The organism is Pseudomonas sp. LS1212 (assembly GCF_024741815.1).
Lineage (GTDB): Bacteria > Pseudomonadota > Gammaproteobacteria > Pseudomonadales > Pseudomonadaceae > Aquipseudomonas.
In genome coordinates this window covers 1,547,401-1,562,500 of record NZ_CP102951.1, presented here as the reverse complement: position 1 = coordinate 1,562,500, position 15,100 = coordinate 1,547,401, and the positions used below count along the sequence as shown (strand labels likewise).

The following is a 15,100-nucleotide window of genomic DNA, read 5'->3' as shown; positions in this document are numbered from 1 at the left end:
ACGTCAAAACATCAACGTATTAGGTTAATGCCCTTCCTCCCAACTTAAAGTGCTTTACAATCCGAAGACCTTCTTCACACACGCGGCATGGCTGGATCAGGCTTTCGCCCATTGTCCAATATTCCCCACTGCTGCCTCCCGTAGGAGTCTGGACCGTGTCTCAGTTCCAGTGTGACTGATCATCCTCTCAGACCAGTTACGGATCGTCGCCTTGGTGAGCCTTTACCCCACCAACTAGCTAATCCGACCTAGGCTCATCTGATAGCGTGAGGTCCGAAGATCCCCCACTTTCTCCCGTAGGACGTATGCGGTATTAGCGTCCGTTTCCGAACGTTATCCCCCACTATCAGGCAGATTCCTAGGCATTACTCACCCGTCCGCCGCTCGCCACCAGGTACAAGTACCCGTGCTGCCGCTCGACTTGCATGTGTTAGGCCTGCCGCCAGCGTTCAATCTGAGCCATGATCAAACTCTTCAGTTCAATACTGCTTGGGTTTTGAGAAAACCCTAAACTTGGCTCAGCAATCTCAAAATGAACTATATGATTGCTCATGTAGCCACTTGTGATGCTGATAATCTTTCTGACTATCAGTCTGAGCTCACAAGCACCCACACGAATTGCTTGATTCAGTTGTTAAAGAGCGGCTGGTTGATTCTTTCGTCTCAACCGAGATGCGCATTCTACAGATACCACCGAGCCCGTCAAGCAGTTATTTCAAGAAATTTAAAATTTTCTCTTTAGACTTCAAATGCTTAACTTTCCGGCGCGCCCAACTGCCGAGGCAATAAGAAGTAGTGACTATTTTTTGAGACTGGCGGGTGCTGAAGATGGAAAAGCCAACAAGATATGGTGTCCCAGGGCAGGTTCGAACTGCCAACCTTCCCCTTAGGAGGGGGATGCTCTATCCAATTGAGCTACTGAGACACTGAGAGCTGCGCAAAGGGCTTCGCGCGGCGATGGACGGCGAGCATGTTAACCAGCAAGCCAGCATTTGTCATGTCGTCTATGGGCTTTTTAACTGTAGCCCGTATCGGCACAGGCCTCCCCCGCCCTGGACCACAGCCGGTCCCGAGGATCGCGCTAGCCCTGGATCATATCGAAAAATGGTCGTGCATTTTGCAATCCATCAGATAGCCATCATTGCAGAATGCAAGGCTCCGGTCTTTCGCACCCCTGTCATCTGCTTGATCTGTAGGCGTTTTCTGGAAGTTCCGGCTTGGCACGATGCCTGCTGTACTGAGCTATACAGAAAAGGTTTGGTTGCCCTCACCCTGCGGAGAACACCAAATGAACAGCGCTCTTTGCCTTCTCAACGCCCTTGCCGTGGTGGCCCTTGTCACCTTTCAGTTGCAGTCAGCCAACGACGAAGACATCGCCGTGATCTATCCTCACATGCAGATTGTCATGAAACCGCAACTGGCCGTCATGAATGCTACATCGGCCCAGCGTCCTATAATGACGAACCAGCCAAGCTACGCTCAACCGCTGCTGGCCGAGCAAACCGAGCGCTTTACCTTCTGAGGGGAACTGCATGTCGAAATCAGCTCTGCTGTTTCTTTTACTGGCCCTGACCAGCTTGCTCGTGGCCATCGCCCTGCCACTGGAAACCGGTACCGCCAGCGACGTTCTGGGTACAGCCTGTGCAATGTTTGCCGTGCTATTTGTCCTGGCGCTGGTCAAGGGCCGCCGGATCAAGTTCGACCCTTTGCTGCACTGAGTTCACCCCCTCTGCATCCAGCAGACTCATCAGCCCCATGACCGCGTCGCTCAAGGAACCGGAGTTATCGAGCGACCGGATCTGCATGCCTGCCTCATCCACAGCACCACCCTCTTGGCCAAAGCGTTGGTTGCGCGCCAGCCGACGCTCGATATCTTCGATGCTCTCCCTGCCACGCCCCAACAAACGATGGCGCAACACCGAATTATCGACCGTCAGCAGAATCGGCAGCAGCCGTGGATAACGCGCCATCGCTTGCGCCAGGTAGGCGCGCGAGCCATTGACCAGTACGTGACGACCCTCGGCCAGCCAGTCATCGATTTGCGCAGGGATACCATAGTCCAGCCCATTGGCTTTCCAGTGCATGGCAAAGTCACCCTTTTGACGCATCTGTTCGAACTGCTGAGGGGAAACGCCAAGGGCATCCTCACCCACGGCTTCGGCCGAACGGGTGATCACCCGCCGCACGATAGCGACATTGCGCTGTTGCAGGGGCGCGCGTGCGGCCTCTATCAGGCTGTCCTTGCCGGAACCCGAAGGGCCCGTCAAATAGATGAGTCTACCTGTCATTTGCCAATGGCTCCTCAGTGCTTGCAGCGCGACCGTCAGACACTATGCTGAACAGAGGGTAGCTCGCGCGTTTTCGTGCATTTGACAGCATTCATACGAGCCAGGGCACCTCTCGGATCAACCCGGCGACAGCTTCGGATGAGTGGCGATATGAAAACTTTTCAAACCAGTACACATTTCTGATAATTGGTGCTGGCAAATCGCCTTTATTCAGTTCAATATTTGTCACAGAATTGGCGCCAAGGGACCGGCGGCATTGAGGCATCATAAGCGCCTCTTTCACAATTCAGGTTGAACAATTTTCCGTAACGGTGGTCGTAACCACATCTTGCGGCCAATTTCGAGAACCGCTTCCCCTGAACTAAACCGGTCAATTATATGCGCCCAATGAAACAGGCTATTTATTCCAGCCGCACCGCTGACAAATTCGTCGTACGTCTTCCCGACGGTATGCGTGAGCGCATTGCCGAGGTCGCTCGTAATCATCATCGCAGCATGAACTCCGAGATCATCGCGCGCCTGGAGCAAAGCTTGATTCAGGAAGGCGCACTGGGCGAAGAGTTGAGCATGCGCCTGGACAGCCCCGAGCTTTCCTTGCATGAACGCGAACTGCTTCAGCGTTTCCGCCAACTCTCCCACCGCCAACAAAATGCGTTGGTCTCTTTGATCGCACACGATGCCGAAATGTCTGCCGACGCTTCCTGACTCGTCACACTTTCAACTAAAAAGCCAGCTTAGCGCTGGCTTTTTCATATCTGCAATATATACGTTTTGCTTCTTTCGGACACCGGCCCACAACAGCCGGCATCCGAACTAGTGGGCCTACAACAGAAAGATCGTAGCCAGCCCCAGGAAGATAAAGAAGCCACCACTGTCGGTCACCGCCGTAATCATGACGCTCGAGCCCATGGCCGGGTCGCGCCCCAGGCGCACCAGCGTCATCGGGATCAGTACCCCCATCAGGGCGGCCAGCAACAGATTGAGCGTCATCGCCCCGGTCATCACCACGCCCAATGACCAGCTGTCATACAGCAGATAAGCGACGACCCCGATCACCCCACCCCAGAGCAGGCCATTGATCAGCCCGACAGCCAGCTCCTTGCGCATCAACCGAGCGGTATTGCCAGGGCTGACCTGGTCGAGCGCCATGGCCCGAACGATCATGGTGATGGTCTGGTTACCAGAGTTGCCACCGATACCGGCCACGATCGGCATCAAGGCTGCCAGGGCCACCAGCTTCTCGATGGAACCCTCGAACAGGCCGATCACCCGCGAAGCCACGAAGGCGGTGATCAGGTTGACCGCCAACCAGGCCCAACGGTTGCGCAACGAACGCCAGACCGAGGCGAAGATATCTTCTTCTTCACGCAGACCGGCCATGCTGAGCACTTCGCTTTCGCTCTCTTCGCGGATCAGGTCGACCATTTCGTCGATGGTCAGGCGGCCAATCAGGCGATCGTCCTTGTCCACTACCGGGGCAGAGATCAAGTCGTAGCGTTCAAACGCCAGGGCGGCGTCGTAGGCGTCTTCTTCCGGGTGAAAACTGACCGGGTCATTGGCCATGACCTCAGCCACCTGCTTGTCCGGGTCGTTGACCAACAACCGCTTGATGGGCAGCACGCCCTTGAGGATGCCGTCGTAGTCGACCACGAACAGTTTGTCGGTGTGGCCGGGCAATTCCTTGAGCCGGCGCAGGTAGCGCAATACCACTTCGAGACTGACATCTTCGCGGATGGTCACCATCTCGAAGTCCATCAACGCGCCGACCTGGTCCTCGTCGTAACTCAGCGCCGAACGCACACGCTCGCGCTGCTGGGCATCGAGGGTCTCCATGAGCTCATGGACGACGTCACGGGGCAGTTCGAGGGCCAGGTCGGCGAGTTCGTCGGCATCCATCTCCTTGGCCGCAGCCAGGATCTCGTGATCATCCATGTCGGCGATCAGGGTTTCCCGGACCGAGTCGGATACTTCGAGAAGGATGTCGCCATCGCGTTCGGCCTTGACCAGTTGCCAGACGGTCAGACGATCGTCCAGCGGCAAGGCTTCGAGGATGTAGGCAACGTCGGCAGAGTGCAGGTCATCGAGCTTGCGCTGCAACTCGACGAGGTTCTGCCGGTGGACCAGGTTTTCTACCAGGTCCTGGTGATGACCTTCCTGGCGATGAGTCAGGTCTTCGACGACGCGCTGACGATGCAGCAGCTCGACGACCTGAGCAAGACGGTCCTGCAGGCTTTCTTGAGTTTTCTTTACTTCGATTTCAGTCATAGGCGAACTCCACTCCCAGCAGCGGAGCACGCCAGGAGGTTCAATCAGTCAATTCTTGATTGTTAAAACGAGCTATTGAGTAACTACTGGGTAAGTCCATGGAGGTATTCCACAAGCCCCGGCGGGGCTGACGGGCGCAATGATACACCGCTTGGCGTGTCAGGGCGTTGAAAATCTTGGCCGGATCAATCGCTTGCAACACACTGCTTAGCGTCTTCCGAACACTTCAGTGCGACGAAACCTGAAGCGGAAAAAACACACAGGCGCGCAAGAAAAGACCGATCAGATCTCTGACAGCACAAGGTTAGCAGCAGAAGGGTTGGGCGCTGATGACAGAATCTTCATTGCCCGGGACCGAGCGACAAAAAATTAAATGCAGAAAGCAGAAAGCAGAAAGCCCGCATTGAATGCGGGCTTTCTGTTGTATGGTGCACTCGACAGGATTCGAACCTGTGACCGCTCGGTTCGTAGCCGAGTACTCTATCCAGCTGAGCTACGAGTGCAGGGTTGGTACTTGATAAACCAGATCACCACTGGTTGAAGCCGAAGTTACTTTCCTTTCGAAAAACAACTTCTTAAATGGTGCACTCGACAGGATTCGAACCTGTGACCGCTCGGTTCGTAGCCGAGTACTCTATCCAGCTGAGCTACGAGTGCAGGGTTGGTACTTGATAAACCAGATCACCACTGGCTGAAGCCGAAGTTACTTTCCTTGCGAAAAACAACTTCTTAAATGGTGCACTCGACAGGATTCGAACCTGTGACCGCTCGGTTCGTAGCCGAGTACTCTATCCAGCTGAGCTACGAGTGCATTTGTTGCTGCGCATTATAGATCGTTAAATCTCTTTGCCAACCACTTTTTCGTTTAGTTTCAACAACTTACCGAAGAAGCCAGATTACAACGCCCTACACAAATAATGGCGGAGAAGGGGGGATTCGAACCCCCGACACCCTTTTGAGGTGTACTCCCTTAGCAGGGGAGCGCCTTCGGCCACTCGGCCACCTCTCCGCAACACGGGGCGTATAATAACCAGCCTTTTCCCCGTTTGCAAACTAAAATTTCAAAAAAAATCGATAAAAATTAGTTACTTGGTTCCTGGTCCTTCTCTTTCTTGATGCGCAGGTAGATTTCCTCACGGTGTACGGCCACTTCTTTGGGGGCATTCACACCGATTCGCACTTGATTGCCTTTGACGCCGAGCACGGTCACAGTGATTTCTCCATCACCGATAATCAGGCTTTCTGCGCACCGACGAGTCAGTATCAGCATTACCTATCTCCTTCCGGATTGAGTTCAGGGATAACAGTCTGCAAAAAAAGGGCATCAGCCTACAGCCAGGGTGGCCACAGGCTTACGCCTAAGTATTGACCAGGGTACGCAAAAGAACACCCTGCCCAAAAAAACGAAAGGGCGCGGTCAGACCGCGCCCTCAGGCAAACGCATCACTCGCCCTGGCGGGAAGGTGCGTCCAGTTCGAAAGCGGTGTGCAGTGCACGCACCGCCAGCTCCAGGTACTTCTCCTCGATGACGACCGACACCTTGATTTCCGAGGTCGAGATCATCTGGATATTGATGCTTTCCTTGGCCAGCGCCTCGAACATGCGGCTGGCAACACCGGCGTGCGAACGCATGCCGACGCCGACGATGGACACCTTGGCGATTTTGGTATCGCCAACGACTTCACGGGCACCGATTTCGCGCGCAGTGTTTTCCAGGACCGCTTGAGCGGCCGTGTAGTCATTGCGGTGCACGGTGAAGGTGAAGTCGGTGGTGTTATCGTGCGAGACGTTCTGCACGATCATGTCGACTTCGATGTTCGCGGCACTGATCGGGCCGAGGATCTTGAAGGCCACGCCGGGGGTGTCTGGCACGCCACGGATGGTCAGCTTGGCTTCATCGCGGTTAAAAGCGATGCCGGAAATGATCGGCTGTTCCATGGATTCCTCTTCATCAATGGTAATGAGGGTGCCCGGACCCTCCTGGAAGCTGTGCAGTACGCGCAGCGGGACGTTGTATTTGCCGGCGAACTCGACCGCCCGGATCTGCAGCACCTTGGAACCGAGGCTGGCCATTTCCAGCATCTCTTCAAAAGTGATCTTGTCCAGACGTTGTGCTTGCGAGACGACGCGCGGGTCAGTGGTATAGACACCGTCGACATCGGTATAGATCTGGCATTCGTCAGCCTTGAGCGCAGCGGCCAGCGCCACGCCAGTGGTGTCGGAACCACCGCGACCCAAGGTGGTGATGTTGCCGTGTTCGTCGACACCCTGGAAACCGGCTACGACCACAACGCGACCGGCCTTGAGGTCGGCACGAATCTTCTGGTCATCGATCTGCAGAATCCGAGCCTTGTTGTGCGCGCTGTCCGTCAGGATCCGCACCTGGTTGCCGGTGTAGGACACCGCTGGCACGCCACGCTTGATCAGCGCCATGGCCAGCAGTGCAATAGTCACCTGCTCACCGGTGGAAACAATCACGTCCAGCTCACGCGGAACCGGCTGATCGTTGACCTGTCTGGCCAGATCGATCAGGCGATTGGTTTCGCCACTCATGGCTGACAGCACAACCACCAGGTCGTCGCCGGCTTCGCGGAATTTCTTAACCTTGTCGGCTACCTGCTCGATTCGCTCGACAGTGCCGACGGAGGTGCCTCCAAATTTCTGTACGATCAAAGCCATTTCAAAGCCGCCTCAGCCCGTGAAGGGCGCCCATTAAACAATCAAACCATGCAAAAGCGCCAAGGCCCGCTACTAGACAACGGGCCCTGGTGAGTGATTCAGATGCCCTGCTCGACGAACGGCACGGTCAAGGCCAGCGCTGCATCAAGCGCGCCGGCATCGACACCGCCACCCTGCGCCATATCAGGACGTCCACCACCTTTACCACCAACAGCCGCGGCTGCCTGTTTCATCAGATCGCCAGCCTTCAGGCTGGCGGTCAGATCCTTGGTCACGCCGGCAACCAGCACGACCTTCTCTTCGTGAACGCCGCCGAGCAGGATAACGCCCTGCCCCAGCTTGTTCTTCAACTGGTCGACCAGCGCCAACAGCGCCTTGCCGTCGAGACCGTCGAGACGCGCTGCCAGGACTTTAACGCCCTTGACGTCAACCGCCGAAGCCGACAGATCGTCACCGGCTGCACTGGCAGCCTTGGCCTGCAGTTGCTCGAGCTGTTTCTCCAGCAGGCGGTTGCGCTCAAGCACCGCCGACAGTTTGTCGATCAGGTTGTCGCGACTGCCCTTGACCAGTTGCGCGGCTTCCTTGAGCTGATCTTCAGCGGCGTTCAAGTAAGCCAGCGCTGCTGCGCCGGTGACGGCTTCGATTCGACGCACACCGGAAGCAATGCCGCCTTCGCTAATGATCTTGAACAGGCCGATATCACCGGTGCGATTGACGTGGATACCACCACACAGCTCGACGGAGAAGTCACCACCCATGCTCAGCACGCGAACGCTGTCGCCGTATTTTTCGCCGAACAGCGCCATGGCGCCCTTGCGCTTGGCTGTCTCGATGTCGGTTTCTTCGGTTTCCACTTCGGTGTTCTTGCGCACCTCGGCGTTGACGATGTCTTCCAGCGCCTTGATTTGCTCAGGCTTGATGGCCTCGAAGTGGCTGAAGTCGAAACGCAGGCGTTGGCTGTCGACCAGCGAGCCCTTCTGCTGAACGTGATCGCCCAGTACCTGGCGCAGTGCGGCATGCAGCAAGTGCGTGGCCGAGTGGTTCAGCGAAGTCGCCTTCTGGACCTCTGCGTCGACCTGGGTCTGTACTTGAACTCCGACACTCAGGCTACCGGTATCGACAACACCGTGATGCAGGAAAGCGCCGCCGGTCTTGGTGGTATCAAGCACGTCGAAACGGACAGCGCCGGCCTGCAGATATCCGCAGTCGCCGACCTGACCACCGGACTCGGCGTAGAACGGCGTCTGGTCGAGAATGACCACGCCCTCTTCGCCTTCGTTCAGCAGCTCGACGGCCTGCCCTTCTTTATAGAGAGCAACGACCTTGGCACTGCCAGCAGTGGCTACGTAACCAGTGAAGCGCGTGGCTTCATCGACCTTGACCAGGCTGTTGTAGTCCAGGCCGAAAGCACTGGCCGAACGGGCACGCTCGCGCTGGGCTTGCATCTCGCGTTCGAAACCGGCTTCGTCGAGGGTCAGCTCGCGCTCACGGGCGATGTCGCCGGTCAGGTCCATCGGGAAGCCGTAGGTGTCATACAGCTTGAACACCACCGCACCCGGCACGACGGTACCCTTGAGGTCGGCCAGGTCTTGCTCGAGGATCTTCAGGCCCTGTTCCAGGGTCTTGGCAAATTGCTCTTCTTCAGCCTTGAGCACGCGCTCGATGTGCGCCTGCTGCGATTTCAACTCGGGGAATGCTTCGCTCATCTCGGCAACCAGGGCCGCGACGATCTGGTAGAAGAAGCTGCCCTTGGCGCCCAGCTTGTTACCGTGGCGGCAAGCGCGACGGATGATCCGGCGCAACACGTAGCCACGGCCTTCGTTGGACGGCAGCACACCGTCGGCAATCAGGAAGCCGCAGGAACGGATATGGTCGGCAACTACCTTGAGCGATGCCTGGGCATCGTTGGTGCAACCGATGGCCTTGGCCGACGCGACCAGCAGGCTCTGGAACAGGTCGATCTCGTAGTTTGAATGCACGTGCTGCAGCACTGCGCTGATCCGCTCCAGGCCCATGCCGGTATCCACCGACGGTGCTGGCAGTGGATGCAGCACGCCATCGGCAGTGCGGTTGAACTGCATGAAGACGTTGTTCCAGATTTCGATGTAACGGTCGCCGTCTTCTTCCGGCGAGCCGGGCGGGCCACCCCAGACGTCGGCACCGTGGTCGTAGAAAATCTCGGTGCAAGGGCCGCATGGGCCGGTATCGCCCATGGTCCAGAAGTTGTCGGACGCGTAAGGCGCGCCCTTGTTATCGCCGATACGGACCATGCGCTCGGCCGGAACACCGACTTCCTTGGTCCAGATATCGTAAGCCTCGTCATCGCTGGCGTAGACCGTTACCCAGAGTTTTTCCTTGGGCAGGTTGAGCCATTTCTCGGACGTCAGGAAGTTCCAGGCGTAGGTGATGGCGTCACGCTTGAAGTAGTCGCCGAAGCTGAAGTTGCCCAGCATTTCGAAGAAGGTGTGGTGACGCGCGGTGTAGCCGACGTTTTCCAGGTCGTTGTGCTTGCCACCGGCGCGCACGCACTTCTGGCTGCTGACGGCACGGGTGTAGGAACGCTTTTCCTGGCCCAGGAAGCAATCCTTGAACTGGTTCATCCCCGCGTTGGTAAACAGCAGGGTTGGGTCATTGCCCGGAATCAAAGAGCTGGAGGCGACACGGGTGTGGCCTTGCTCTTCGAAGAAGCGAAGGAAGGCTTCTCGGATTTCTGCGCTTTTCATAGGTTCTTCCACGGAGACGACGGCCTGCGTCAAATTGACGAAACGACGGCAAAGGGCCGCATTATATCGGGCCTGAGGCCGCGGTACAGTGTGTTTATACGTTGCAAACCACCATTTGGAGGTTATGCACACAGTTTTATCAAGTGCGGCCGGATGAAACGGCATTCAATCGACGCTATTTCGTTAGCGACCTATTCACATTCGCAAAATATATGGTAAAAAAGCTACGCCGCCAGCACATGGCGGTAACGTTCTCAGGGCGGGGTGCAATTCCCCACCGGCGGTAATTGCGCGCAATGCGCATAGCCCGCGAGCGCTTGAAGGGCAAGCCCTGCAAGGTCAGCAGACCCGGTGTGATTCCGGGGCCGACGGTCATAGTCCGGATGAAGAGAGAACGGGATTGACGCCCAAGGGCCGTGCCCGCCGCAAGTCGCTCAAGGCTTTCGCCGTTTTACGCACCCTTGAATCCCATTCGATCCACATGCCCTGTTTTTTTATTAAACAGGAGTCAACGTAGATGCAACCCACAGCAATCGACAGCAAAAGCCACCCGAACGAGCGCATCGCCTTTATCCAGGCCTGCTGGCACAAGGATATTGTCGATCAGAGTCGTCAAGGCTTCGTCGATGAAATGATCAAGCTGGGTTACCAGCAAAGCGATATCGATTTTTACGAAGTCGGCGGCGCCTTTGAAATTCCATTGCACGCCAAGCTGTTGGCCAGAACCGGCCGCTATGCCGGTATCGTCGCTGCAGGCCTGGTCGTGGATGGCGGTATCTACCGCCACGAATTCGTCGCCCAGTCGGTGATCAGCGGCTTGATGCAGGTCCAGCTGGAAACCGAAGTACCGGTGTTCTCGGTCGTACTGACACCACATCACTTCCATGCCGGTGAAGAGCACCAGAAGTTCTTCTTCGAGCACTTCGTGCACAAGGGCGCGGAAGCTGCGAAGACCTGCGCAGACACACTGCAAAAGGTCCGTGCCTTGCGTCGCAACGAAACACCGCACAAGCGCGCGGTCTGAGGCCCACCTGCCCCGACCGGATGCCAGCACGTCCGGCCGGGCACTAATTAACTACCGCCCCGGGGTTTTTTCTCCGCTTATCTTTCGAACGTCAGCCCCTTGGCTAACTATTCGATCAACGAGGAGAAACACCATGATCAACCCTGGCATTATCAAAGTTTCCAGCACCCAACAACCCCGCGCTGCCGATCATCCGCTGCCCTATCGGGACGCACGCCTTCAAATAGGCCGCCAGAGCGGCAGCCTGTCTATCATCACGATGGGCAACGGCGACCATCTGCAGATCCACGGCAGCGCTTCAGGCATCCTGATGCAGATGGGCCAGCACATCTATGAGTTCACCCTGCTTCCCGATGAAGTGCTGGCAATCAGTACCGGGGCCGGTAACGACACCGTGCGTATTGAATCAGCCCTGAGCAACCCGGTTATCGTCGATACGGGGCCAGGGGATGACACCATCAACATCGAAAGCACACCTTCGACAGTACTGAGCGGCCCAGGCAACGATTCGTTGCGCTTGACCCATGGCTCAACCTGGGTAGACACAGGCCCTGGCAACGACCGAATACTGGCAACCGGCCAACAGCGTGCGATCATTCACGGCGGCAGTGGTGACGACTTCATTTACAGCGCTGCCGAGCAGAACTTCCTGCAAGCCGGCGAAGGTGATGACACCTTGATCATCGGCGCTGGCCATGGCGATGTCGAAGCGGTGAGCGGGGAGAACCTGATCATTGCCGGCCCGGGCAAGGACGTTTTCTTCCTAGACACCGATAAGAGCCAGGTCATTGGCGCCAATGAAGATGACAATGTAGATTCAAATCAACTGCCCCCTGCGCGGGCCGCCTTCGTGTCTCCGCCTGTTGTGGTAAAACATCTGCCCCAGCTGCATGTCCTGCAGGGTAACGATGTCGGCACCCGCGCCTTGAGCATTCAAGGCAGCGATACGTTCAAAACCCACGTGGAAGATATTCTTCGCTTGCTCAGGACCACTGCGACTGCCTACCCGCTGCTCAAATCTCTGGACGACTCCGGCGCAAAAATCCTGATCAAGGAGTCAGGCATCACCGACAACGTGCATTTTATCCCTGAGCGGAGCGAGGGTGACCCACACATCCGCGATGGCAAGCACGGCACGCCGACCAAAGCCGCAGTCATCCTTTACAATCCATTGGCAGAACGACCCAACCTCCCACCGGTAGTGATCATGCACCACGAACTCTGCCATGCCTGGAACCACGTCAACGGCACTGTGCTTCAAAACCACGAAAATCAAGTGATCGGCCTGCCGACGGGTGAGCCGCCATTCGATTTTGACAACGACCCGCTGACACCGCCGACCGACACCAACCCGGCGCCATTCAGCGAGAATGCACTGCGCCAGGAACTGGGCTTGCCGCTGCGCTTGAGTTACACCTGAGTGAAATTCCGGCTACGTCAGGCTATCAGGCGTAGCTGGCACAATCAGAATCCCCGCGCGCAAGCCATTCTTGACCTTGGGATTGGGGAAGATAATACGCGCCCCCTCCTCCTCAACCGTCCAACGCGTATCGGCCAGGTCTTCGGCAAGCAGATAGCCCTTGGACAATTCCGCAAAGTTCTCGATATCCGCCGGCAGATACAACCGGAAAGCATCACTGTGCTTGATGATTTCCCGGGCCACGCTGAACACCTGCAAACCATCGAGCGCCGTGCTGTCCAATGGCGGCTCGGTGCCTTCGATGATGTGCTTCAAGCCAGCCTCGAGCCGTTCGAGATTGACCTGCTGGTTTTGCCCGAACGGCCGCGCCTTGCCCAATTCCAGGGTAAAGGCCTCGGCATCGAGCTTTTCATAGGTATACGCGGTAAAGGTGATCGACGTCTTGCTTTGCAGCAAGACCGCATCCATCCCGGCATTATGCAAGCGCGCAAGTTCGGTACGCGAATGACGGCGACCTTCCTTGAACGGATAAAGGGCGAATTGCTCGATCTTCGAGCCGCGAATCGCGGTGTGCAGGTCGTAGTGCAAGCGGGTGCGGTCGGGCACGCTGAAGAAGGTCGTGGCCAGGCGCTCGAGCTCGCAGGCACGCAGCGCCTCGGTACCACTGGACAGCTCATGGCGACCGTTGAACAGTCGGTTGACGTCCTGCTCGATGTAGCGCTCGCCCTTGCGGATGGCTTCGGGGTTGCCGAACAGGAACAGGATGCGAACACGCGGCTTGATTTCACCGCGGGCAATGCCGCGCAGCAACTCATCGAGCAATTCGATGGGCGCCGTTTCATTGCCGTGGATACCGGCCGACAACAGCAAGTCCATGCCGGTGTCCCGCGCGTCTGGCGGGCGCACTTCCAGCGCCCCTTCGCCGAGCCAGCGCATACGCACGCCGTCGACAGTCAGCTGAGTCTTCTCCGCCGGTTCACGACCGGCGAGGGTCAGTTCGAGCAACTTGCCGAGGGCGAGCATAGGCTTACATCCTTAGTGTTTGCAGTCAGGACCGTGGACGTGGTCATCATCGCCAGCGTCGGCCGGCTCCATTTCCAGTTGCAGGCTGACCAGATTGGTTGCCAACGGACGCAACAGCAGGTTGGCATATTCGGCGTCGTCTTCTTCGACGTCGACGCCGATCAGCAGCTGGCCACGGCCATCCTGCTGGATCCACACTTCCTTGCCTTGCCAGACCACGGCAAAGCGCGTGCAGGAGGTTTCCAGCTGAGTGCCGTCGGTGTCTTCAAGGATCAGCTGCAGGGCGTCGGACATGTCGAATTCTCTTTCAAGGTTGGAGTTGGAATGGATACACCGAACCCAGTTTAAGGATCTGGGTCAGTTCATCCAATGCCGCGCGGCACTCAAGCAGCAATTGCGGGTCGGCCAGGTCAGCCTCGGCCAGACGGTCGCGGTAGTGCTTGTCGACCCATTGGGTCAGCGTGTCATACAACGGCGCCGTCATGATAACCCCTGGATTGACGGCCGCCAGTTCCGTTTGATTGAGTGCCACGCGCAAACGCAGGCAAGCCGGACCACCACCATTCTGCATGCTCTGCTTCAGGTCGAAGACCTTGACCTCGGCAACCGCATCGTTCTGGGCGGTCAAACGCTGCAGGAAGTTCCAGACCCGCTCGTTGCCACGGCACTCTTCCGGGACGATCAGCAGCATCTTGCCGTCGGCGCGCGAGAGCAGTTGGCTGTTGAACAGGTATGAACGCACGGCGTCTTCGACCGTCACTTCAGCCCGAGGCACGCAGATGGCCTTGAACGTGCCACCGCGTTTAGCCAGTTTAGCCTGCAGTTCGGCGAGCATTGCCTCGGTGTCGAGAAAGGCATCCTCGTGGTAGAACAGCACCTCACCATTACCGACCGCGATAACGTCGTTATGGAATACGCCCTGATCGATGACGGCCGGGTTCTGCTGGGCGAAGACCACGCCCTCTTCGCTCAAGCCATGCAACCGGGCAACGGCCTGGGAGGCTTCGAGGGTCTGCCGGGCCGGGTATTTCTGCGGCGCGGGATAGCGGCTGTCGAACGCACTGCGACCGTACACGAAGAACTCGACGCCCGCTTCGCCGTATCGGCGACAGAAACGCGTGTGGTTGGCTGCGCCTTCGTCACCGAACTGCGCCACCGCCGGCAGTGCGGCATGGTGAGCGAAGTGCTTCTGGTCGGCAAACATCGCCCCCAGCACGCGACTGGTGGTCGGGTGCTCGATGCTGCGGTGGTATTTGCAGTTGAGGTTGGCCGCCGTGAAATGCACCCGCCCGTCGGCTGTATCGGCACTCGGACTGACGGTGGCGGCGTTGGCCACCCACATGCTCGACGCAGAGCAACTGGCAACCAGCAACGGCATCGCCTGCCTGGCCGCCTGCTCGATCACCTGAGCGTCGGTACCAGCGAAGCCGAGCCTGCGCAGGCCCGCTACATCCGGACGCTCCTGGGGGGCGAGCACGCCTTGCTGGAAGCCCATCTCCATCAGCGCCTTCATTTTCGCCAGGCCCTGACGCGCCGCTTCACGCGGGTTGGACGACTGCTGGCTGCTGCTCTGCGAGGCAACGTTGCCGAAGGACAATCCGCCGTAGTTGTGGGTCAGCCCTACGAGGCCATCAAAATTGACTTCAAACGATTTCATCGGCACGGCTCCGTGGACCTG

At 57.6% G+C, this 15,100-nt stretch carries 13 protein-coding genes, 5 tRNA genes, 1 rRNA gene and 1 riboswitch (1 of these 20 cut by a window edge); of the genes, 5 read left to right on the top strand and 14 right to left on the bottom strand.

What is annotated here, in order from left to right; all coding sequences use genetic code 11:
- Both NVV94_RS07335 and NVV94_RS07330 read right to left on the bottom strand, forming a co-directional pair.
- Positions 1 to 481 (bottom strand): 16S ribosomal RNA (locus NVV94_RS07335); it reaches 1,058 nt to the left of the window's first position.
- Between the two features lie 367 nt (positions 482 to 848).
- A tRNA-Arg gene (locus tag NVV94_RS07330) sits at positions 849 to 925 on the bottom strand.
- Positions 926 to 1,288: 363 nt separating this feature from the next.
- On the opposite strand from NVV94_RS07330, the gene NVV94_RS07325 reads away from it, so the two are divergent.
- Both NVV94_RS07325 and NVV94_RS07320 read left to right on the top strand, forming a co-directional pair.
- Positions 1,289 to 1,522, top strand: coding sequence for a hypothetical protein (locus NVV94_RS07325; RefSeq protein ID WP_258446549.1), 234 nt, complete (start codon positions 1,289 to 1,291; stop codon positions 1,520 to 1,522).
- A 10-nt stretch (positions 1,523 to 1,532) separates the two neighbouring features.
- Complete coding sequence (locus NVV94_RS07320; RefSeq protein ID WP_258446548.1) at positions 1,533 to 1,718, top strand: PA3371 family protein; 186 nt, start codon at positions 1,533 to 1,535, stop codon at positions 1,716 to 1,718.
- Here NVV94_RS07320 and phnN read toward each other — a convergent pair.
- Positions 1,659 to 2,288: a phosphonate metabolism protein/1,5-bisphosphokinase (PRPP-forming) PhnN gene (gene phnN / locus NVV94_RS07315; protein WP_258446547.1), complete on the bottom strand. Its 630-nt coding sequence runs from the start codon at positions 2,286 to 2,288 to the stop codon at positions 1,659 to 1,661. The genes NVV94_RS07320 and phnN overlap by 60 nt on opposite strands.
- A gap of 378 nt (positions 2,289 to 2,666) precedes the next feature.
- Here phnN and NVV94_RS07310 point away from each other — a divergent pair, with 378 nt between their 5' ends.
- Positions 2,667 to 2,993, top strand: a complete 327-nt coding sequence (locus NVV94_RS07310; RefSeq protein ID WP_258446546.1) for an Arc family DNA-binding protein — start codon at positions 2,667 to 2,669, stop codon at positions 2,991 to 2,993.
- 117 nt (positions 2,994 to 3,110) lie between these two features.
- Here the strand turns inward: NVV94_RS07310 and mgtE are convergent, their stop codons facing one another.
- The 8 genes from mgtE to alaS form a co-directional block, all read right to left on the bottom strand.
- Complete coding sequence (mgtE, locus tag NVV94_RS07305) at positions 3,111 to 4,553, bottom strand: magnesium transporter (protein WP_258446545.1); 1,443 nt, start codon at positions 4,551 to 4,553, stop codon at positions 3,111 to 3,113.
- Positions 4,554 to 4,979: 426 nt separating this feature from the next.
- Positions 4,980 to 5,056, bottom strand: a tRNA-Arg gene (locus NVV94_RS07300).
- Positions 5,057 to 5,133: 77 nt separating this feature from the next.
- Positions 5,134 to 5,210, bottom strand: a tRNA-Arg gene (locus tag NVV94_RS07295).
- Positions 5,211 to 5,287: 77 nt separating this feature from the next.
- Positions 5,288 to 5,364: transfer RNA gene (locus NVV94_RS07290), tRNA-Arg, on the bottom strand.
- Between the two features lie 107 nt (positions 5,365 to 5,471).
- Positions 5,472 to 5,562, bottom strand: a tRNA-Ser gene (locus NVV94_RS07285).
- A gap of 72 nt (positions 5,563 to 5,634) precedes the next feature.
- The gene (gene csrA / locus NVV94_RS07280) at positions 5,635 to 5,823 is read right to left on the bottom strand and encodes a carbon storage regulator CsrA (protein WP_166359754.1); all 189 of its coding nucleotides are present in this window, start codon (positions 5,821 to 5,823) and stop codon (positions 5,635 to 5,637) included.
- A gap of 173 nt (positions 5,824 to 5,996) precedes the next feature.
- Positions 5,997 to 7,232 (bottom strand): aspartate kinase, encoded by a 1,236-nt coding sequence (locus NVV94_RS07275; protein ID WP_258446544.1) that lies wholly within the window; start codon positions 7,230 to 7,232, stop codon positions 5,997 to 5,999.
- 98 nt (positions 7,233 to 7,330) lie between these two features.
- The gene (alaS, locus tag NVV94_RS07270) at positions 7,331 to 9,955 is read right to left on the bottom strand and encodes an alanine--tRNA ligase (protein WP_258446543.1); all 2,625 of its coding nucleotides are present in this window, start codon (positions 9,953 to 9,955) and stop codon (positions 7,331 to 7,333) included.
- Between the two features lie 246 nt (positions 9,956 to 10,201).
- Positions 10,202 to 10,355: riboswitch (FMN riboswitch) on the top strand.
- 117 nt (positions 10,356 to 10,472) lie between these two features.
- On the opposite strand from alaS, the gene NVV94_RS07265 reads away from it, so the two are divergent.
- Positions 10,473 to 10,979 (top strand): 6,7-dimethyl-8-ribityllumazine synthase, encoded by a 507-nt coding sequence (locus NVV94_RS07265; RefSeq protein ID WP_258446542.1) that lies wholly within the window; start codon positions 10,473 to 10,475, stop codon positions 10,977 to 10,979.
- Positions 10,980 to 11,112: 133 nt separating this feature from the next.
- A complete protein-coding gene (locus NVV94_RS07260) occupies positions 11,113 to 12,399 on the top strand; it encodes a M91 family zinc metallopeptidase (RefSeq protein ID WP_258446541.1) in 1,287 nt (428 codons plus the stop codon).
- 12 nt (positions 12,400 to 12,411) lie between these two features.
- On the opposite strand, the gene astE is transcribed toward NVV94_RS07260, so the two are convergent.
- From astE to astB, 3 genes are read right to left on the bottom strand one after another with little or no spacing between them, the layout of a single operon-like run.
- A complete protein-coding gene (astE, locus tag NVV94_RS07255) occupies positions 12,412 to 13,422 on the bottom strand; it encodes a succinylglutamate desuccinylase (RefSeq protein ID WP_258446540.1) in 1,011 nt (336 codons plus the stop codon).
- A gap of 12 nt (positions 13,423 to 13,434) precedes the next feature.
- Positions 13,435 to 13,716 carry a topoisomerase II gene (locus NVV94_RS07250; RefSeq protein ID WP_166359760.1) on the bottom strand — a complete coding sequence of 94 codons (282 nt, stop codon included), beginning with the start codon at positions 13,714 to 13,716 and terminating at the stop codon, positions 13,435 to 13,437.
- A 13-nt stretch (positions 13,717 to 13,729) separates the two neighbouring features.
- A complete protein-coding gene (gene astB, locus NVV94_RS07245) occupies positions 13,730 to 15,079 on the bottom strand; it encodes an N-succinylarginine dihydrolase (RefSeq protein ID WP_258446539.1) in 1,350 nt (449 codons plus the stop codon).
- Between the last annotated feature and the right edge of the window lie 21 nt (positions 15,080 to 15,100).